Raw genomic sequence first — 19,707 nt, forward strand, 5'->3', positions numbered from 1 at the left:
AATGAAACCCATGGCTTAAATTTTACTAATATAATCAGATCATCACTATAACTTATCAATTATCCCAGTTTTCTAAGTTTTCTCGGTATTAATAGTGAAGCTAATCCTGCTCTGCGCTTGTATCTGACTTGGTAATGGCGAGCGTACTAACGTGTCTAGATGAGTTGCTGTTGCCTCGACACCTCCCCTAGCCACAGTCCGCAACGCCATTATCTGCGACAGGATACCGCTACTATCAGGGCTAGCGGTCACATCAGATTCTTGCTAGTATTTATCGTAGTTTGAATTAGGTTATCTATGACAGTCCCAAGTTTTATATATTAGTCTATTTTAAATGGTCTACTCAGGGTTTATAAAGTATATTTTAATAGTTCCTCTAGGATATATTTTTTCTTAAAATCTAAGTAGTCTTCCAAAAATAATAACAAAGGCTTAGAATGACTCCAGTAAAAAATAAGATATGTATTCTTCTGTTATCAACCTTATTATCAGTATCGGCTATCGGGTCCGAAGTGGATTATGACCTAAATAAACGGTTAGCTAATCAAGGAATAGCTGATGCTCAATTCAACCTTGGTGTTATGTATGAACGAGGTCAAGGTGTTCATCAGGACTATTCAGAGGCTATTGAGTGGTTTCAAAAATCAGCTAACCAAGGGTTCGCCCCTGCTCAATACAACCTTGGGGCTATGTATAATCATGGCCAAGGTGTTCGTAAGGACTATCAAAAAGCTATTGAGTGGTTTCAAAAATCGGCCAATCAAGGTTATGCCCTTGCTCAAAGTGATCTTGGAGCTATGTACTATTATGGCTATGGCGTACGTCAGGACTATCAAAAAGCTATTGAGTGGTATCAAAAATCGGCTAATCAAGGGTACGTCCCTGCTCAATACAACCTTGGATTTACGTACTATCAAGACCAGAATTATCAAAAAACCTTTAAATGGCTTACGAAAGCGGCCAATAGTTACAATACAGATTATCAGTACAACTATAAAGGTCTATACATAATTCAGAATAATACAAAAACAATCAATGAGGCAGTCGCTAGAGCTAGTTTTATTCTTGGAGTGATGTACAAAGAAGGTCAAGGTGTACGTCAGGACTATTATAAGGCTGAAGATTGGTTTATTGAGTCTTGCAATAGTGGTTATCGGAGAGGTTGCTATGCCTATAAAAAGCTTATTCAAGGTATGCCTAAGTAAGGTTCTATAGTCATGTTTGACTCACAGTAACTTAGGTAATATCTATCTACACTTTAAAAGCTGAATTTTTTTGATTAAGTAATAGGCTAGAGTAGCTTAACTCGGAGCTTATTAAGGCTCTTGAGAAATTAGAAAATTTTATTTTTCCTGAATAGCTAACTCCAAAGTATTGCTAAATAAACCAACAAAAGTTATATTTATAATCTAGAAGTATTGATTAATATTTTAGAGGCTATCCGAAATAATTTTTCTTATCTATGACAGCCCCAGATTTGTTGTAAAAATAATTTTCATTTGGAAAATATTATGTTACCTACTACCGCTACCCCTATTTTAAAAGCCGCTATAGCATCACAAACTGCGCAGGAATTTATGAAGTATGCCCCTGCTGCTCTAGAATACTTGAAAACATCTACTCCAAAAGAATGGACTGAGTCTGATATGAAGCTAGCAAATCAGTTTTATGCTAAGGCAATTGAACTCACTTCTCAAACAGGAACAGTAATAGCAAATAATGCAGTACGTTTTCAGGAATTATCTCACAACCAAATTATAGATATCTTTAATAAACTAGATTTAGATAAACTGGATGCAGCTGGTACTGCCAAGGTTGCTGACACCGCTATTAAAGAGACTCATAAGACATCTAGGCTCAATACAGCAGTGACAGCATTAGGTGTGACTATTAGTGCATTAGCAGCCTTTTCTACAGCTATAAACTCATCAAACAACCACTACAATAGAACTCGTCCTCGAAGTTTATTGGAAAGAATTATTGGAGACAACCCTAAAAATAACAAATAAATTCTATTCTTACATTTATCATCAGTTTAAAAAAGTCCCTAAAAAGGGACTTTTCAGTCTCTTTCTCTGTCTAAAAAACTTTTTAAGAGTTGTTTAACATATGGTCTGTTAGGCGAAGTGACTTATTCATATAATTAATATCAATTATTATATACTACGCTGGTCAAGTGCTATATAAGAATCACACCCTTTCTGGTCATCATTATCACCAGACTGTCCAAAATAATATTTGGCTTTGTATTTGTTCTGAAGTACCCCATCACCAACATTATACATCGATGCAAGTTTATGTTAAGCATTGGAAGATCCTTGTTTAGCTGCTCTTTCATACCATTCAAAAGCTTTTTGCTAAAACTGTGACGCCCTCTCTAATAATAATGACTAAATTCACGGAGAAGTTAGTGGGTCTGAATTTAGATTGGTTTTTTAGAACGGCTGTCGCATCTTGAATTTTGACATTATCATAAGCATGCAAACCTTTAAAAGAGGCGTTTTTGCTCATAATTTGGGTGATTACCCTATTTGTAACCAGTTGATTGATATGGGACTGTAGATAATTTACGAGGGGCGTCAGTAAAGTGGGCAGTAGCATACTGACTCCCCAAATGACTATGACCATAATAATTGAATGTTGAGAGTCTGGACTCTCAAACAACGAAACCAACTGACCCGTTGCAAATACATTAATAGCGGGCATTATGCCGATAGCAAATAAACAGACTGCCATTGCTATATTGTACTTAGGAGAGGCAGAATAAACTTCCTTAATGGATCTAAAGAATGTGAGTATTTTTTCATTCATTTTTTATATTCTTGTCATTTTATGCTGACCTAAATGAAGAAATAGTAGACTGGTTGAAGTTGACGACACCCAACATTTTAAACTAATAAAATCCAAACCACGAGTAATAGGGGTAAGATAACGATGTCACCGCTAGCCTCGATTGTAGCGGATATACTGTACGATTGCGTGAGTTGTGAGGGCTTGGTTTAGCAAGGCTCGCGAAGCAAGAGACTTGATAAACTTTAGCCCGCGCCTCATGCAATAGTACAGATAGTAGCGAAAAGCGAGAGGTGCTCCATAAACGAACCGATATTCGCATTATGCTTTGAAATAATAGCCCGTAAATATGAACCTTAAAGGTCTTCAAACTTCAACCCAAACTTCATTAAATACTTGCGTAATCTATCACTGTCATTCGGGTTTTTGAGTTTATCACGGGAGTTGGCGAATAAATAACGCCCTGCCGAGGCCTGATTTTTGTGTTGACGACATACTGAAATCACATAAGCTAGCTGTACTTTATCAAAGGGATCAATCGCCTCAATACTGTCTGAACCCAACAGCTTGTTTAATAGGGCCTCACTTGAGGTTTCAAGTTGTAATGAATGTATAGACTCCTCTTTACTTAGGCTATTTTTGGTAGCGCTCCTACCCTCTGGTAACGACCACAAATGACTCAATCGCTCAATCTCAGCCTCTACATCCTCAGTCCTAATGACCTTGCTATCCGCTAACGTGGTGAGCCGTATCATACTCGCGGATAAATCCCGAAAGTTGCCCTGCCATGTCGCTTGCTCACTGGTGGCAAACGCTTCATACAATTTGCGAGCCGACTTCTCAAACCGATATTGATGTTGATCCTCACTACCCAATCGTGCCAGCTCATAATCTATATTGGCAGGCAAATCCTCTAATCGATCTTTAAGCGAGGGTAAAAAGAACGTCCACGTATTAAGGCGGGCAAACAAATCAGCGCGAAAGTCTCCATCTACCACTGCCTGTCGCAGGTCTTTATTCGTACCTGCCATTAGCTGAAACGAGACGGACACTGGGCTATCACTGCCCACAGGATAGAAGCGTTGTTCTTCTAACGCTGTCAGTAGCATGGCTTGTTCATCTAGCCCCAACTCACCGATTTCATCGAGAAATAATACCCCACCATCGGCGGATTTTAATAGCCCGTCACGGTTGGTTTGCGCCCCAGTAAACGCCCCTTTGACGTGACCGAACAGCACACTCATGGCGGTATCACCTCGCAAGGTCGCACAGTTCACCTCGACGAATCTACCTAGGGTTTGGTTATACTTGGCGGTTTGCGGAGTGGTTTGCTGGGTGGTTTGCTTGGTGGTTTGCTTGGTGGTATTAGTGTTAGCTTCGCTATTTGACTTGGTGCTTGACTTGGTGTTTGCTTTGCTGTTGGCCTTAGTGTTTTTGAGCGCATAAATTTGGCTCGCCAGTTGCGACTTACCTGCCCCTGTGGCGCCCATCAATAAAATAGGGGCGGTTGAGCGAGTCGCTACTTTTTCTATGTCTTCAATCAGCTGTTGATAGGCTTTATTTTGAGTAATGAGATTGGCTTGCAGGGTCTGCCAATGTTGCGCTTTTTCGGCTTCAAAGCGTTCACGCAGTCCATCGTAGCGAGACACATCCAAATCGATAATTTGATAGCGCCCTTGCGGGTTATTTTTATCAGGCTTGGGACAGGGTGAAGTTTGCAATAAATCGGCAGGTATAAACCCTGCTTCTACCAACAAAAACCAGCATATTTGGGCAACGTGTGTACCCGTGGTGAGGTGCAGTAAATAGTCGGTATCATCGTTAAACGCAAAGTCTGCTACAAAATCATAGAGTTGGGCATAAACGTCAGCAAAGTCCCACGGATTCTGTAATGTAATGGGATGCGCGATGACTTGAGTGCTTGATGAGACCCTCTTTACGTCCTCTGTAATGACATTTAGCAATCGCTTGTCTTGACGGCTATAGAGAATATGCAACTCATCAACGAGTAAATCATCATGCAAACAGATACTGACAGTAGGGCGCCAACGTTGCCAACGCTTGTCATTAAAACCGTTGTCTAAAGTCGTGCCGATAAAGCCGATGACGGCCGTTTTAGTCATTTATAAACCTTTGAATTTAATTATTTGTCTTGGGTTGTTAGGACTTAAGCAATAGACGCAATAAAAACAATTTAAGCCATTAGCGTAATGCTCTGATTATAATAGTCAAAGCTTAAGCCGTGGGTTTCGCTTCGCTACACCGCACGCTACATATTCTGCATACCCTAATGTGCGTTTTATAAAAATAATGACTGAAGTTTGTTTATTAGGCCTTTGAAACTAACGTATAGCTTGCGTAGATAAAAGATTACCAGTAACCATCTATTAAATTTAAGCGTAAGTCCTATTTGTATAGTTGAGAACGTCTTAAAATTATTAATATTAGTTATTCTTAGAAATTAAGATAACCGATAATTAAAAGTAATTATATAAATATTTCTATAAAAATAGAATTAAAGCTATAATTTATATTACCCAATCTTATTAACATTAAGTATTCAAAATTCTAAAATAAATATTTTTATTAATAAATTCAATATCTTATAAGAAATCATCTAACCTTATTAATAACTTGGCATGCCCTTCGCAATATTAGACTTGTAAGTAAAAACAAATTATAAAAATAAGTGTTTAAACATAGCTATAGCTACGAAGGAGCCAACAATGCAAACAACGACTCAAACAATTACTCAAAAATCCACTCAAACAACAACACGACCATCAAACCATAATGTCATTCAAAACGGTGGCGCCCCTATCAGGCTTTGGACCAAAGGCGTTCCTGTCGATCCAAAAGCACACGAGCAACTGATCAAAGCCTCGCAAATGCCTTTTATCTATAAATGGCTTGCGGTGATGCCCGATGTGCATGTCGGTATTGGCGCAACTATCGGTACAGTATTGCCGACCAAAGAAGCGATCATCCCTGCGGCGGTTGGTGTCGATATCGGTTGTGGCATGATGGCAGTACAAACCACCCTTACGGCAGAGGATTTGCCCGATAACTTGCGTGGTCTAAGGGTTGAGCTTGAAAAAGCCATTCCACACGGTCGTAGCAAAACCCGTGGTCGGGGCTCACGCCGAGACGTGGGCGCATGGTCAAACCCTGATGAATCGGTGCTAAACGGTTGGGGTGAGTTGAAGGCTGACTTTGACTATATTTGTCAAAAGCACCCTCGCCTCAAAAACACCAACAACCTAAACCACTTGGGAACGCTAGGTACGGGCAATCACTTTGTTGAAGTGTGTCTAGATGAGACCAATCAGGTGTGGATTATGCTGCACTCTGGCTCGCGCGGTGTTGGTAATGCCATCGGACGTTACTTTATCGCGTTGGCACGTGAGGACATGCGTAAATGGTTTATTAACTTGCCCGATAAAGACTTGGCCTATTTTGCTGAGGGTACCGAACATTTTGAAGATTATTGGTTTGCGGTGGGTTGGGCACAGCGCTTTGCGTTTAAAAACCGTGAAATCATGATGGAAAAAGCCATTAAAGCACTACGCGAAGTAATAGCCAAACCCTTTGATGCCAAAGTCAAAGCCGTCAACTGTCACCACAACTATGTGGCAAAAGAAGAGCATTATGGCGAAGAAGTATTCGTCACTCGTAAAGGGGCGGTACGTGCCAAAATGGGCGAATACGGTATTATTCCCGGTTCGATGGGTGCCAAATCCTTTATCGTACGGGGTAAGGGTAATGAAGAATCGTTTTGTTCTTGCTCACATGGTGCTGGTCGAATTATGTCCCGCACTGAGGCGAAAAAAACCTTTACTGTGGATGATCAAATTGCTCAAACTGAGGGCGTGGAATGTCGTAAAGATAAAGATGTGATTGATGAAATTCCCGCCGCTTACAAAGACATTGAAGATGTGATGGCCGCGCAAAGTGATTTGGTCGAAGTGGTACATACGTTGCGGCAAGTGGTGTGTGTTAAGGGTTAGTTTAATTAATACAATCATGGGCATGTTGGTATATAGGTAAGCGTGCAAGGCGCACTTACCCATGTTCAACGCACAGCGATACAGTTATTGCCGTAATACGGATTTTGCGAAGCAGTGCTTCTCACCCAGTCATGTCCACCATCTTAGCTACGCTACATATAAAGAAAGAATAGGGAGATTAAAATGTGCTATGAAGTCATGATAAGTACAGACTATCCCATTGATTTGGCAAAACTCAATCAAGTCAATGTTTACTTTGAACAAACCGTTGATGATGAAAACAAAGTCCAGCTTAAGTATGAGAATGTTTATCGCCTTGCTACTTACGGTGTCAATTGTTGCAGTTGTGGTTTTAGAATATATGACGGTAATGCTTTTGACTACGAATTTGTTGGTTTACAAGACTGGCTTGAAGAAGAGAAAAGCGACGGAAATATTTTAAATACAAAGTTTCTTTTTCAAGTGATAAAAAATATCGTCAATAAAGGCTTTCAGTTTGATAGTTATACGGTTTGGAATGGTGAGGAAAAGTTATTGCCAATAAAGTCAATGACTATAAATGTGAATGACGTGGTTAAAACTGAATTTATGTTATTTGAAAATGTGTATTTTAACTATGTTAAATAAAGAAACTGGCATTAGGTTAAGAGCTTTAAACAACCCCATTTTATTAACAATATTATCCGCCAATTCTGATCGATTAAGTCTGATCGATTAATTCTGACTTTAGCGCAGTAAAACGGTATGATGTCGCAGTTTATTTAAAGTATTAACTGGCCGAAACGTTCTACGTTTTAGGCTAATTTATGGTGAGTTATGAAGATTTTAGAATCAAAGTTTTATGTGGATCGTCAATATTTAATGGCGGATCATCAAGATTATAATCGTGTGATTGTAGACAACCGTATATGGGCAACCAAGTATCAACCTTATAGCGACTTGCTTGACCATTTATTTGGTGGCGTCTATGTCGCTAATGCTGACTTGGTCATTGCTAAGGAAAAGCTAAAGGATTTGGTGAAATGCACCGACTTTACCCACTTAGACTTTTCAAAAAAAACCAATTCATTTTTTGAAAAAGAGCTGTGTTATTTTCATCCAGAGTTTGAGATTTTTGTGGTATTAAATACCAATCTATCGAACGATTATGAAAATGAATTGTTCGAAAGTGGCTTGCTAAAGTTAGAAAGTGTCTATTTTGACAAGGGTCGTGACGGCGTAAAAGCAGATGTTGATGTGTTCTTTAAAGCGTTTGTCGAAAAATACCAGCCCGATGAGCCCAAAGTATCTATTTTGATTAAGACCAATGACGGATTTGAGCTTAAGACGCATAAGATTACACCGTATCCTATTGATTTGGAGTTGATGTACAACGATGATTTCCCGCCTGTGCATCGCCATATTGTGAAGTCGCTCAGTACTACTAATAAAGGTATTGTGCTACTTCACGGCATTGCAGGGTCAGGAAAGTCAAATTATATCAAGTGGTTGACCAGTCAAGTGACTGAGAAGAAGTTTATTTTCGTGCCAAGTACCATGATTCATATGCTTGCTGACCCAAGCTTTATTACTTTGTTGATTGATAATAAAAATTCAGTATTGGTGCTTGAGGACTGTGAGAACTATATTGGTGAACGCACGCCTGAAAATAGCAATACCGATATGGTCGCGTCGATCCTAAACATTGCCGATGGTATGCTATCAGATGTGCTCGAATGTCAGTTAATTTGTACGTTTAACTCAGATTTATCAGAGATTGATCCTGCTCTACTTCGTAAGGGTCGCTTGATTGCAGAATATAAATTTCTTGAGCTCGAAACGGATAAAGCCAATGCTTATTTGACGAAGTATGCTGAAAAAGATGAAGACGGTGCCGAAAATGACGCACCTGATAACGAAATGACTGATAACAAAACGACTGAACAAGACAGCGAGTTAGCCGATACGTCAGATTCTGCTCAATCTTCAGACTCGTCAATTGAAAAAGTTATTGAAAAATCAAATGAAAAACATGCTGAAAAACCAACTGAACCAATGACTGTTGATTCGCCTATTTCACTCGCTGAATTGGTCAATTTGAACGATAAGACCTATCGTGAAATTGTGAAAAAGACAGCGAAGATTGGGTTTATTCGATAGTTGAGAGGCAAAGGGTCTATTATGGCAGTACCTCATAACAAAATAGAGTTCCTTAAGATCGATGGCAATACGGGCGAAGGGGGCGGTCAAATTATCCGTACCGCTTTAGCTTTGTCAATGCTGACGGGCACACCGATTGAGGTCACTAATATTCGTGCGGGTCGTGCCAAGCCGGGACTTATGCGTCAACACTTGATGTGCCTTCAAGCCTCACAGCAGATATCTAACGCTAGGGTTACTGGTGCTCACCTCAAAAGCACTGCCTTTACGTTTATACCGAGTAACGTGGTGGCAGGCGATTACACCTTTGATATCGGATCGGCAGGTAGCACCAGCTTAGTACTTCAAACCGTACTCCCTGCCCTGCTATTTGCGGGTGGCACGACGCCATCGACACTGTCTATTAAAGGCGGGACGCACAATCCGATGGCACCCACCGCTGACTTTTTAATCCATGCCTTTTTGCCCGTTTTGGCAAAGCTTGGCATGGACGTTAAGTATGAGGTGATACAGTCAGGCTATGCGCCAATCGGTGGTGGTGAGATTAAGGTGACCATAACGCCTTTTCTACGTCGTGCAAACTTGGCACCTTTTAACTTGACCACCCGTGGTGAATTGCTAGGTATTCATCTGGTTGCCAGTCATTTGAATCTGGAAGGGGATATTTGTCAACGTGAGCTTCAATATGCCAAAGATAGGCTTTTAAAGTTAGATTTGGAGATAGACGATGCTCTATTAACCACTCAGGTAAATAAGCAAAAAGGCATCGGTGAAGGCAATAGTTGCTATGCCATTGTGACGCATGCGATTGATCACTCAATGAGTGGCGATCAACGAAAGCAACATCAAAATCAAAATCAAAAGCAACATCAAAATCCTCTGCAAACCCATCAAGAAGTCTTTACTTTACTTGGAGAAAAACGCCTGCCTGCGGAGAAAGTTGCTAACCGCTTCGCTGGTCTGGTAAAACGCTACTTGATGAAGACAGACGCACTGGTAGATGAGTTTTTGACCGATCAGTTGTTGTTGCCCTTAGCGCTATCAGGAGGCGGACAGTTTAGCGCCCGTACCATTAGCGAGCACAGTAAAACCCAAGCATGGATGATTGAACAGTTCCTGCCCGTTGCCATTAAGTTTGAAAGCATTGATGATGATAACTATTTGGTAAGGGTTGGCTAGAATCTAATATCAGACACAGATCTTTATAACAGGGAATAGCACATTTATGCGATTGTTAGAGACTATAAAAAAGAACAAGGAAATAAAAACGTATATTAGGGTCTGTTGAACATTCAAATGTGGAGCTGGCGGAGGCTATTTTTTAGTCAATATGCAGGGAAGTTTTTGACGCTTAGTCAGTCTAAGTTAGAAAATTTCGCAATATATTGGCAAAAAATAGCCCCGCCCCGTAGGGCTGATGCTAAAATTGCCCCAAACGTTGTTGTAAACCTAGCTAAGGTCTAGACATTATCGTCGGTTTACGCCTAGTTTGGAACAATTTTAGCTATCAGCAGTCCTAATATTTGAATGTTCAACAGACCCTATTAAACTACCTAAGATTTTGTCTAAGGACTATGGCAAATCAGAATATTACACGCCCGCTCAAGTAAAAAATAGTTTAGAACGAGCAGGATTAATGGGTCTTTATACATACTATGCGATGGTGTTATATTGTGATAGAACCGACTTAGAAGATTATGTGCTACAAGTGTCTGAACCTTTAGATTATGAGGCAGTAAAAACGGATATTGCAGATAGCTATTTCAATGGTAATACAGAATTTACGCCAAAGATGATAGATGCCCTATCTGATTCTTATAATACCAGTATACCGTTTGATAACTTCGATGTTGAAGGTGAGATAGATATAAATAGCAAAGAAGATGGTTTAATTCAATCTCTAGTCAATAATGCAAGGAACGCTCGCAAATAACAGGCGGAACACTCGCTACCCCTAATAAGAAGCCAAAAACTATGAATAAAGACAACGTTAATCAGAGCAAATTTTTAAGCTATATATTACGTCATAAGCCAGACTCCATTGGATTAACACTCGACGCTCAAGGTTGGGCGAAGCTAAGTGATTTGATTAAACTGGCCAATAAATCAGGTCAGACCCTAAACTTAGAAGACATTTTTGTCATTGTTAAAGAAGATGCCAAAGGACGATTTTCGCTGTCTGAGGATCGGCAATATATTCGAGCTGTGCAGGGTCACTCACTAACAACAGTCGACTTAAAGCTGACTAAAGCCGTGCCTCCTCCTCATTTACTACATGATACAGCTAAGCGCTTTATTGAGAGTATTAACACTCAAGGACTTATCCCTAAAGAGCGACAGTATGTACATTTAACCGAAGATATCAATACCGCAAGGCTGACAGGGATGCGTTATGGAAAACCCGTAGTATTAAATATTGACAGTCAAAAAATGCAGGTAGATGGATATAAGTTTTATCAAGCTGAAAATAATGTTTGGCTGACATTGACCGTCCCATCAACCTATATCACTGTAATTGAATAGCAATGACCGGAGTTACACGTATTTTTTAAAAGTACGTTACTTTTTATAGGGAATCTAAGCGTTTTGCAAATATAACGCTAACTTAAAGACATATTAGAGCTTACGATATTAAAACCCACCTTTAATCTAAAAAAGAATATGATCTTCTTTTTTCTATTCAGTTAATCTTCTCAGGGCTAGGGATAAACTTCAAAAGCCTTAAACTTAAGCAAATCTATTTAAACACTATGCACCCTGCCCTAACATGGCTTTTTAGCCCCGATTACAGCGGATATACTGCTAGGATTGGCATATTGCGTTGCTTGGTTGAGTCGTGGCGACGTGAAGCAAGCGACACGACACAACCTTAGCAAACGCATTACCGAGACTGGCAGATAGTAGCGACAAGCGGGATTAGCTTCCTATACAGACATTTCAATCAACCGACGACAATCAAACTTTAACGCTCTAACGATAACAATCCTCCTCTCACAATCATCCTCTAACAACCACATTCCACTACTTAAAGCTTAAAACGCAGGCTCGGTAAATAAACCTGCCCGCTCAAGCTCGCCTGCCAATGAAAACAAGGTCACTTCATCATTCATGCGTCCGATAAATTGCATGCCAATTGGTAAGCCTTTTGTGCTCATACCCAGAGGCACGGACATAGCGGGCAGTCCTGTGATATTGCCTAGCATTGTAAAAGACATTTTGCTAAGGACGGAGGCACTGAGCTTCTCAATTAAGCTTGAGTTGTGAATCCATTTACCAAGATTAACGCCTTTTTCCACCAGCCCAGTGACATTCATCATTAGCTCGTCTATACGGCTCGGATACAAGATGCCATGCTTGACTGCAGGGGTGGGCACGGTCGGACATAAAATCATGTCATATCGCTCAAGTAATAATCCTGTCTGATACTGAACGTCATGCCAGCCCTGCTTTGCCTTAAGCAAGTCTAAGACATTTAATGACCGCCCTATCATGGCCATATTGCGGGTCTGTGGCTCAAGATTGGCGACTTGATGCTTACCCCGACGCTGGCCTAAATCCTCTACGATATAAGCGGTATGTGCACAGACAACGGTGAAAAAATCTCGCCACATGGTATCTATATCTATCATCGGACTGTCATAAGATACCTGATGACCCATGCTTTCAAGCTGTTCACCGGTACTTTTTAAGACACTCAGGACTTGCTTTTCCGTCTTGGCACCGGGGAATAATGGGTCTGTCATGATGGCAATTTTGAGAGGTCTGGGCGGGGTCTTAGAAGCTTGAAGGAAACTACCTTGAGGCGGTTCGATAATAAATGCTGAGCCAATCTCTGGCCCTGCTGTTGCATCTAGCATAGCGGCACTATCACGTACGCTACGGCTGATAACATGGTCAGTTACTGCCCCCTCCCACCTTTCGCCAAATAGAGGCCCACTAGGATTGCGGCCACGACTGGGTTTAAATCCGAATACCCCACACCATGCTGCAGGGATACGAATAGAGCCACCGCCATCTCCTGAGCCTGCCATAGGTACGATGCCAGAGCTTACCGCTGCTGCACTGCCCCCTGATGAGCCGCCACTGCTGTATCCTTTTTTGAAGGGGTTGTGGGTGGGACCAAAGGATTTTGGTTCTGTGGTAATCATAAGACCAAACTCTGGGGTGTTGGTTTTACCAAAAGTATTGACCCCTGACTGCCGCATTCGTCTGACTATCTCATTGTCATTTTGTGGCACAATATGGACGCTACGACTGCCCAGCTTTATTGGTTCATCTGCAAATAAGAAGTTTAAGTCTTTAAGTAAATAAGGAACACCTGTAAATATCCCTTGGGGCAAACCCTCTTGGGCAGCCTTAAAAGCGCGTTCATCAAAGCGGTGAATAATGGCATTAAGCTTGGGATTCAGTTTATTAGCGAGGTGGATAGCGGCTTCAAGAGCCCCTTTAGCACCAATCTCACCAGATTTGATTAAGTTTGCCAATCCTATAGCATCATACTGCGGGTATTCTTTAAACATAGCGTTCCCTGCTCTATTAATTGTAGTCAAGAACTTTAATAGCATATATTAAAGTCATAATGAGTTAAAGGATATAAATAACTTAGTGCAATAAAACGTTGTTCAATAAAACGTTATGCAATAAAAAAGCCAAACTCGAAAGTTTGGCTTTTCTTTTCTATAACATGTTTAGTTATATAGCTATTACATTATATTGCTATTTAAAAACTAAGCATTTATTACTTTTTCATATTAGCTTATTGCATAGGAACTTCCATTAGCAATACGCGAGAGTCCTCTAACGCTTCAACGTCAAAGCCTGAGGTATCGACAATACCCATACCGTCACGAGTATCCAAAACTTCATCACCGATTTTAACTTTACCTTCAATGATGAACGCATAAACACCATCTTTTTTGTCATTTTTCAAATCATATTTTGCAGTCACACCCTTGTCAAGGTTGCCCATTGAGAACCAAGCATCTTGATGAATCCAGACGCCTGCGTCATCTGGGTTTGGTGATAAAATTTGACCAAATTCGTTTGGCTGCAACATATCAGCAATTTTAAGCTGCTGATAACGAGGCTCAACGCCTTGTTTATTAGGCATGACCCAAATCTGGAAAAACTTCACCGGCTCGCCAGCTTGACCATTCATCTCACTGTGCGCAATACCCGTACCTGCTGACATTACTTGGATCTCACCGCTTTCGATAATACCATTAGTACCTATGGTGTCTTTGTGAGCCAATTTACCAGAGGTTGGTATAGAGATAATTTCCATATCACGGTGTGGGTGCGTACCAAAACCTTTGCCGCCTTCAACGTGGTCATCATTGATCACACGTAAAGCACCAAAGCCCATACGCTCTGGGTTGTAATAGTTTGCAAAGCTAAAAGTATGTTTGCTTTTTAGCCAACCATGGTTAGCATCACCACGAGTATCTGCTTTATGTACGATAGTTTTCATAGGGTATCCTCATTTTTATTATTTCGATTTAACGGGGCTATTATATCATGCAAAAATACTTAACTAATAGGTGCAATCGTTAACTTTAGTTTAAATGTGTAAATAATTCATTTAGATTTAAATTGATTGTTAAACCCTTATTAATAAAGGCAATTATGGCACTAATGCAAAATTAAAACGCACCCTATTACATTAATAACTCTCGCTTACCACTTTTGCCCATGGAGCTCACAAGACCCGCTTCTTCCATCGAATCTACAATACGTGCTGCTCGGTTATAGCCGATGCTAAACTTACGTTGAATACTGGAGGCCGATACTTTACGGGTCTCCATAACAAACGCAACGGCTTCATCATATAATGCATCATCTTCACCTGATGTATTGCCACCGCTGCTACCACTCGGACTTGTCAGCTCAAAGTTACTTGCCATATTGTCGATATAATCGGGGGCGCCGCGCTCACGCCAAGCATCACACACTCGGTTGACCTCTTCATCACTCACGTAAGCGCCATGCACTCGATCAGGTTCAATCTGACCGGGGCCTAAGAACAGCATATCACCATTACCCAGCATATCCTCTGCGCCACCAGCGTCCAAAATAGTACGCGAATCTACTTTTGAATTGACACGTAATGCCGCTCGTACGGGGATGTTGGCTTTAATAAGACCGGTAATGACGTCGACTGAAGGACGTTGAGTCGCCAACATCAAGTGAATACCTGCCGCCCGTGATTTCTGAGCCAATCGGGTAATAAGCTCTTCAGCTTGCTTGCCGACTTGCATGATCATATCCGCAAATTCGTCTGCCACAATGACGATCATAGGTAAGGTCTTAAGCTTCGGCGCTTTATCAATACTTACGCTATCATTTGGGCGCCATAATGGATCTATCATTGGTCTGCCAGCCTTTTCAGCAGCGATGACTTTTTTATTAAATTCGCCTAGTTTACGTACCTTGAGTAGGCTCATTAACTGATAACGACGCTCCATCTCCGCCACACACCACGATAAGGCACTTGCTGCTTCATTCATATCCGTCACAACTGGAGTGAGCAAATGCGGAATGTCATTGTAGTTGGCAAGCTCAAGCTGTTTGGGATCAATCAAAATTAATCGTAGCTCAGAGGGCTTGTACTTTAATAACATCGACAGTAGCATCGAGTTGACCAATACTGATTTACCCGAACCTGTTGTACCTGCCACCAGCATATGTGGCGCTCGGGCAAGGTCTGTAATAATAGGCTTACCCCCAATGTCTTTGCCCATTGCCATGCTAATTTGAGCTTTCGGATCTTTGTATTTGTCCGTTTCAAGCAGCTCAATCAATCGCACCATGGCACGTTTCTTGTTCGGCACTTCAATGCCGATATAGGGCTTACCCGGTATCACCTCCACAACACGTAGAGAGGCCATTGATAGTGAGCGTGCCAAATCGCGTGAAATACCCGTCACCTTGCTGGCTTTCACCCCTGCGGCTAATTCTACTTCAAAGCGAGTGACGACCGGACCAGGGATAGCATTTACCACCTCAGCCTTAACATTGAAATCTTGTAGCTTAATCTCTAATAGCTCTGATAGTTGAGTAAGCTCTTGCTGGGTATAGCTGGGCTTACGATCTGGGTCAGGCTTATCTAAAATGGTCAGCTCAGGTATGGGACTCAAGCTTTCACGATGCTTGGCCGTTTGCATCGCACGACTTGATGACGCAAAGGCAGCGTCATCATGGATCTCAGGTAGCGGCTCTACTAAGGCTGCCTTATTACTGTCATCTTCACCGTTATCATCAGGTACCATGTCTTCAATATGGTTGCTTGCACCCCCCTCAGGCGTTGCAAACCGAATGGTTGGCGTGACAGGCTGTGAGGACTTACTGTCGTCTTCAACAGCATGCGGATTTTTGGGATTTGAAGGTGGTGTATTGGTCGGCGTTAAATCAATAAAGGCCTCTGCGCTGGTGACAGTCTCTGATGTTAATTCTTCTTCAATTAGATTGTCGACATTTGAGTCCTCACCTACTTCTTCACTCATCGCCTCGGCTTTATTGCTGCGTAACTGATACGCATCTTTAACAGGATTGATATACGTTGTGTCGTCAAATTCAGTAGTGCCAGCATGATCTGATTGGCTGTCTAGTGTCACGTTGGCTACTGGGTCCTTTTCATCGGCAGGCTGAAGTGTTGAATCTTTACTATAATGGTAGTTATCATAGTTATTATTAGAGTTATCAGACTCATTTTCTTCTGTAACTGAGACACTGTTTGACTCTTCCTCTGTTGGGCTTTGCGTCGTCGTTTCGCTACTTGTCTGGTCTGGTAGATTGCTCTCAGCCTTCTCCTCTACCTGATCGTGACTGCTATTATTAGCAACTGACACTGGCAATGCTTGTTCATCAAGCAATTGATCAATAGCGTTTTGATCATTCCACGCAAAGCTCGGCTCTTGCTTTTTAATAGGTGAGTCTGATGTTGAGATGTTTGACGTCAAAGCAGACTGCTGTTCTTTTTGCAGGCGGGCTTCTTCAGCCTCTTGTTCACGCAGCGATAATATACTCTCTGTCAATCCCGAGTTTACTAAGAATTCGTCTAATACATTACTCAAAGCAGGGTTACCAAACTGCTGTTGTCCTTTAGAAGACGCATACGACCCTGAGTTCTCTTGTGCACTATTATGTTCATTTCGTTGGTTAGATACTGTTTGTTCTGAGATTGTTTGTTCTAAGATTGCTTGTTCTGACAAGGCCTGTTCTGATAAGGCTTGCTCAGATAATCCCAGTCCAGACTCATCGTCCTCAAACTCATTCGCCTGTAATGCTGCCTCATCAGAGGGATCTGGCAATTGTAGTTTTAGTTGATCATATATTGGCGATTGTTGAGTGCTATTGGAGGGACTTATACCAGACTCATCGGCGACAGAGGAGCGGTGAGCTATAGACACATTATCATCGAAGGAATCACTATTCTGGTCAAGGTCATTTGTTTGAAGGTCATTTGTTTCATTTGAATCCATCATGCTGTCATGCAACATGTCTTGCTTAGATTGACCTCGCAATCCGTTACCTAGCCATGACAAGCTAAATACGGCTTTAAACACTTGTCGCCAATGAATATCAAACGCAAATGTTGCGGTTAATAGAGCAAATACTAGTAAGAATAAGCCTGCGCCATATACGGTGAGTAATGAACTCAAGCGTACGGCAACCTCAGAACCTAAAATACCGCCAAAACGAGCACTATCGACTTCAGAATAGCCCAATAACAGCGGAATGACCGCAATCAGACCACTACTGGCTAAAAGTAAGAAGACATAACCGATAACTCTTAAAGGTCCGATAGCTAGCTGGCGTTGCCACCAGATACACAAACCCTCATAGGCCACAATCGCTATTAACCACCATGCTGACCACCCTAAAAAGGTATACATCAGGTCAGACAGCCAAGCCCCCGTTGACCCGCCCATATTACTCACTTGCCCCATATCACTACTAATGCGTGACCAGCTCGGGTCATTAGGGGTATAGGTCAGTAGAATAACAAACACATATGCACTAAATACGACGGCAATTAACGTGAAAGTTATTCTTTTAAGGGTGTGAAGAAGGTGTGCCGTTGTCATTAATTATTCCTAACATTTAAAACTTATAAATAATAATTTTAAAACAAAGCCAATATGTGCAGCTTGCTACTATCAATCTAGAGTACAAATCATTAAAGGTAAAAATCATTAAAGGTACAAATCATTAAAGGTACAAATCGTTAAATCTGCTATTTTGCGATATTATGTCTTATCATTTGTTACGATGATAGACAAAGGTCTATAGAAAAGACCCTATTAAAAGAAACACACTTAACCTTGATTGTATAACCCTCTATAATAGCAAATTGCGATGTACTTTCGAGCTTCAGTTGGCTTATTTATCATATTAATAAATATCATCACTTAAACTCATTTGCTATTAAGCACCATTGACCCCATTCTATAGAACATAATAAATAAAATACTAGATTTTAGTCTTTAATACTATGTTTAACCCTTTTTAAGGAACCTTTATGCCACAAGACACTAAATCACCCCGTCACGAAAAACTCATTATCCTAGGATCAGGTCCTGCAGGCTATTCTGCAGCGGTCTATGCCGCTCGTGCAAACTTAAAGCCCGTTATCATCTCAGGTATGCAAGTTGGTGGGCAATTAACCACCACCACTGAGGTCGATAACTGGCCAGGCGATGCGCATGGTTTGACCGGACCAGATTTAATGATACGCATGAAGGCACATGCAGAGCGTTTTGGTACAGACATCGTCAATGATCATATTAACTCGGTAGATTTATCGAAGCGTCCATTTAAGCTTGAAGGTAATGCCGGTACTTATACCTGTGACGCCTTGATTATCGCCACTGGTGCTTCAGCTCAATACCTAGAACTTGAGTCTGAAGAGAAGTTCAAGGGTCTAGGCGTTTCAGCATGTGCCACTTGTGATGGATTTTTCTATAAAGATCAAAAGGTAGCCGTTATCGGTGGCGGTAACACCGCGGTGGAAGAAGCCTTGTATCTGTCAAATATTGCTAATGAAGTGGTATTGGTACATCGCCGTGATAGCCTCCGTGCTGAGAAAATCCTGCAAGACAAGCTATTTGAAAAAGCCAAAAACGGCAATATTACCATTGAATGGAACCACCAAGTCCAAGAAGTCTTGGGCGACGATATGGGCGTCAATGGTATTGTGATCAAGTCCACCAAAGATGATAGCACCAAACAGATAGATGTACACGGTATGTTTGTCGCTATTGGTCATAAACCAAATACCGATATGTTTAAAGACCAATTGGATATGAAAGATGGCTATATTATCGTTAACAGCGGCATCCAAGGCAATGCAACTCAAACCAGTATTGAGGGCGTGTTTGCTGCAGGTGATGTGGCGGATAATGTCTATCGTCAGGCGATTACCTCAGCAGGTACGGGTTGTATGGCCGCTTTAGATGCTGAAAAGTATTTAGACTCTATCGGCGTCGCTCAGGCAACAGAGCATACCTATGACTCAACCCTGACTCAAGATGCCAATGCTTAATTTTGCCATTATCCGATTTGGCAATTATAGGTTATGATCAGCTTTAATTTTACCCCGTTCTTCAAAGGTGCTATTTAATTTATAATAGCACCTTTTTTAATTATTTAGCTTAAGTTAGCTAAACAATATGCCCTTGTCAGGCACTTGGTATAATAATTAGGTCTTGTTATAGTAGACACAGACAGACTCAAATATACTAAGCATAACTTACCTTTAATCATAATGGAT

Annotated in this window: 15 protein-coding genes; 9 read left to right on the top strand and 6 right to left on the bottom strand. The window is 41.2% G+C overall.

The window, feature by feature from the left end; genetic code table 11:
• Positions 1 to 72: 72 nt before the first annotated feature.
• Positions 73 to 252, bottom strand: a complete 180-nt coding sequence (locus AC2SLT_RS08690) for a hypothetical protein (protein WP_486547269.1) — start codon at positions 250 to 252, stop codon at positions 73 to 75.
• A 185-nt stretch (positions 253 to 437) separates the two neighbouring features.
• Here AC2SLT_RS08690 and AC2SLT_RS08695 point away from each other — a divergent pair, with 185 nt between their 5' ends.
• Together AC2SLT_RS08695 and AC2SLT_RS08700 are read left to right on the top strand one after the other, a co-directional pair.
• Positions 438 to 1,205, top strand: a complete 768-nt coding sequence (locus AC2SLT_RS08695; protein ID WP_486547270.1) for a tetratricopeptide repeat protein — start codon at positions 438 to 440, stop codon at positions 1,203 to 1,205.
• 306 nt (positions 1,206 to 1,511) lie between these two features.
• Complete coding sequence (locus tag AC2SLT_RS08700; protein WP_486547271.1) at positions 1,512 to 2,009, top strand: hypothetical protein; 498 nt, start codon at positions 1,512 to 1,514, stop codon at positions 2,007 to 2,009.
• Positions 2,010 to 2,343: 334 nt separating this feature from the next.
• Here the strand turns inward: AC2SLT_RS08700 and AC2SLT_RS08705 are convergent, their stop codons facing one another.
• Together AC2SLT_RS08705 and AC2SLT_RS08710 are read right to left on the bottom strand one after the other, a co-directional pair.
• Entirely contained in the window at positions 2,344 to 2,736 is a 393-nt protein-coding gene (locus AC2SLT_RS08705; protein ID WP_486547272.1) for a hypothetical protein, read from the bottom strand.
• Positions 2,737 to 3,146: 410 nt separating this feature from the next.
• Positions 3,147 to 4,913: an RNA repair transcriptional activator RtcR family protein gene (locus AC2SLT_RS08710; RefSeq protein ID WP_486547273.1), complete on the bottom strand. Its 1,767-nt coding sequence runs from the start codon at positions 4,911 to 4,913 to the stop codon at positions 3,147 to 3,149.
• Positions 4,914 to 5,516: 603 nt separating this feature from the next.
• On the opposite strand from AC2SLT_RS08710, the gene AC2SLT_RS08715 reads away from it, so the two are divergent.
• The 6 genes from AC2SLT_RS08715 (at position 5,517) to AC2SLT_RS08740 (ending at position 11,459) form a co-directional block, all read left to right on the top strand.
• Positions 5,517 to 6,797 (top strand): RtcB family protein, encoded by a 1,281-nt coding sequence (locus AC2SLT_RS08715; protein ID WP_486547274.1) that lies wholly within the window; start codon positions 5,517 to 5,519, stop codon positions 6,795 to 6,797.
• 183 nt (positions 6,798 to 6,980) lie between these two features.
• On the top strand, positions 6,981 to 7,424 hold the full coding sequence (locus tag AC2SLT_RS08720) for a hypothetical protein (RefSeq protein ID WP_486547275.1): 444 nt from the start codon (positions 6,981 to 6,983) through the stop codon (positions 7,422 to 7,424).
• A gap of 189 nt (positions 7,425 to 7,613) precedes the next feature.
• On the top strand, positions 7,614 to 8,936 hold the full coding sequence (locus AC2SLT_RS08725) for an AAA family ATPase (protein WP_486547276.1): 1,323 nt from the start codon (positions 7,614 to 7,616) through the stop codon (positions 8,934 to 8,936).
• 21 nt (positions 8,937 to 8,957) lie between these two features.
• Positions 8,958 to 10,115 (top strand): RNA 3'-terminal phosphate cyclase, encoded by a 1,158-nt coding sequence (gene rtcA, locus AC2SLT_RS08730; protein WP_486547277.1) that lies wholly within the window; start codon positions 8,958 to 8,960, stop codon positions 10,113 to 10,115.
• Positions 10,116 to 10,494: 379 nt separating this feature from the next.
• Entirely contained in the window at positions 10,495 to 10,869 is a 375-nt protein-coding gene (locus tag AC2SLT_RS08735) for a DUF6559 family protein (protein WP_486547374.1), read from the top strand.
• A 41-nt stretch (positions 10,870 to 10,910) separates the two neighbouring features.
• The gene (locus AC2SLT_RS08740; RefSeq protein ID WP_486547278.1) at positions 10,911 to 11,459 is read left to right on the top strand and encodes an RNA 2'-phosphotransferase; all 549 of its coding nucleotides are present in this window, start codon (positions 10,911 to 10,913) and stop codon (positions 11,457 to 11,459) included.
• Positions 11,460 to 11,968: 509 nt separating this feature from the next.
• On the opposite strand, the gene AC2SLT_RS08745 is transcribed toward AC2SLT_RS08740, so the two are convergent.
• From AC2SLT_RS08745 to AC2SLT_RS08755, 3 genes are all read right to left on the bottom strand, one after another.
• A complete protein-coding gene (locus AC2SLT_RS08745) occupies positions 11,969 to 13,456 on the bottom strand; it encodes an amidase (RefSeq protein WP_486547279.1) in 1,488 nt (495 codons plus the stop codon).
• Between the two features lie 236 nt (positions 13,457 to 13,692).
• The gene (locus AC2SLT_RS08750; protein ID WP_486547280.1) at positions 13,693 to 14,406 is read right to left on the bottom strand and encodes a pirin family protein; all 714 of its coding nucleotides are present in this window, start codon (positions 14,404 to 14,406) and stop codon (positions 13,693 to 13,695) included.
• A gap of 187 nt (positions 14,407 to 14,593) precedes the next feature.
• The gene (locus tag AC2SLT_RS08755) at positions 14,594 to 18,022 is read right to left on the bottom strand and encodes a DNA translocase FtsK (RefSeq protein ID WP_486547281.1); all 3,429 of its coding nucleotides are present in this window, start codon (positions 18,020 to 18,022) and stop codon (positions 14,594 to 14,596) included.
• Positions 18,023 to 18,456: 434 nt separating this feature from the next.
• On the opposite strand from AC2SLT_RS08755, the gene trxB reads away from it, so the two are divergent.
• On the top strand, positions 18,457 to 19,479 hold the full coding sequence (gene trxB / locus AC2SLT_RS08760) for a thioredoxin-disulfide reductase (protein ID WP_486547282.1): 1,023 nt from the start codon (positions 18,457 to 18,459) through the stop codon (positions 19,477 to 19,479).
• Positions 19,480 to 19,707: the final 228 nt, after the last annotated feature.

The sequence above is a fragment of the Psychrobacter sp. CX18 genome (genome assembly GCF_057396215.1).

Bases quoted from the DNA above. Each gene is read 5' to 3' on its own strand.
- AC2SLT_RS08695 (WP_486547270.1), top strand. From the start codon at position 438: ATGACTCCAGTAAAAAATAAGATATGTATTCTTCTGTTATCAACCTTA.
- AC2SLT_RS08700 (WP_486547271.1), top strand. From the start codon at position 1,512: ATGTTACCTACTACCGCTACCCCTATTTTAAAAGCCGCTATAGCATCA.
- AC2SLT_RS08705 (WP_486547272.1), bottom strand. From the start codon at position 2,736: ATGGCAGTCTGTTTATTTGCTATCGGCATAATGCCCGCTATTAATGTA.
- AC2SLT_RS08710 (WP_486547273.1), bottom strand. From the start codon at position 4,913: ATGACTAAAACGGCCGTCATCGGCTTTATCGGCACGACTTTAGACAAC.
- AC2SLT_RS08715 (WP_486547274.1), top strand. From the start codon at position 5,517: ATGCAAACAACGACTCAAACAATTACTCAAAAATCCACTCAAACAACA.
- AC2SLT_RS08720 (WP_486547275.1), top strand. From the start codon at position 6,981: ATGTGCTATGAAGTCATGATAAGTACAGACTATCCCATTGATTTGGCA.
- AC2SLT_RS08725 (WP_486547276.1), top strand. From the start codon at position 7,614: ATGAAGATTTTAGAATCAAAGTTTTATGTGGATCGTCAATATTTAATG.
- rtcA (WP_486547277.1), top strand. From the start codon at position 8,958: ATGGCAGTACCTCATAACAAAATAGAGTTCCTTAAGATCGATGGCAAT.
- AC2SLT_RS08740 (WP_486547278.1), top strand. From the start codon at position 10,911: ATGAATAAAGACAACGTTAATCAGAGCAAATTTTTAAGCTATATATTA.
- AC2SLT_RS08745 (WP_486547279.1), bottom strand. From the start codon at position 13,456: ATGTTTAAAGAATACCCGCAGTATGATGCTATAGGATTGGCAAACTTA.
- AC2SLT_RS08750 (WP_486547280.1), bottom strand. From the start codon at position 14,406: ATGAAAACTATCGTACATAAAGCAGATACTCGTGGTGATGCTAACCAT.
- AC2SLT_RS08755 (WP_486547281.1), bottom strand. From the start codon at position 18,022: ATGACAACGGCACACCTTCTTCACACCCTTAAAAGAATAACTTTCACG.
- trxB (WP_486547282.1), top strand. From the start codon at position 18,457: ATGCCACAAGACACTAAATCACCCCGTCACGAAAAACTCATTATCCTA.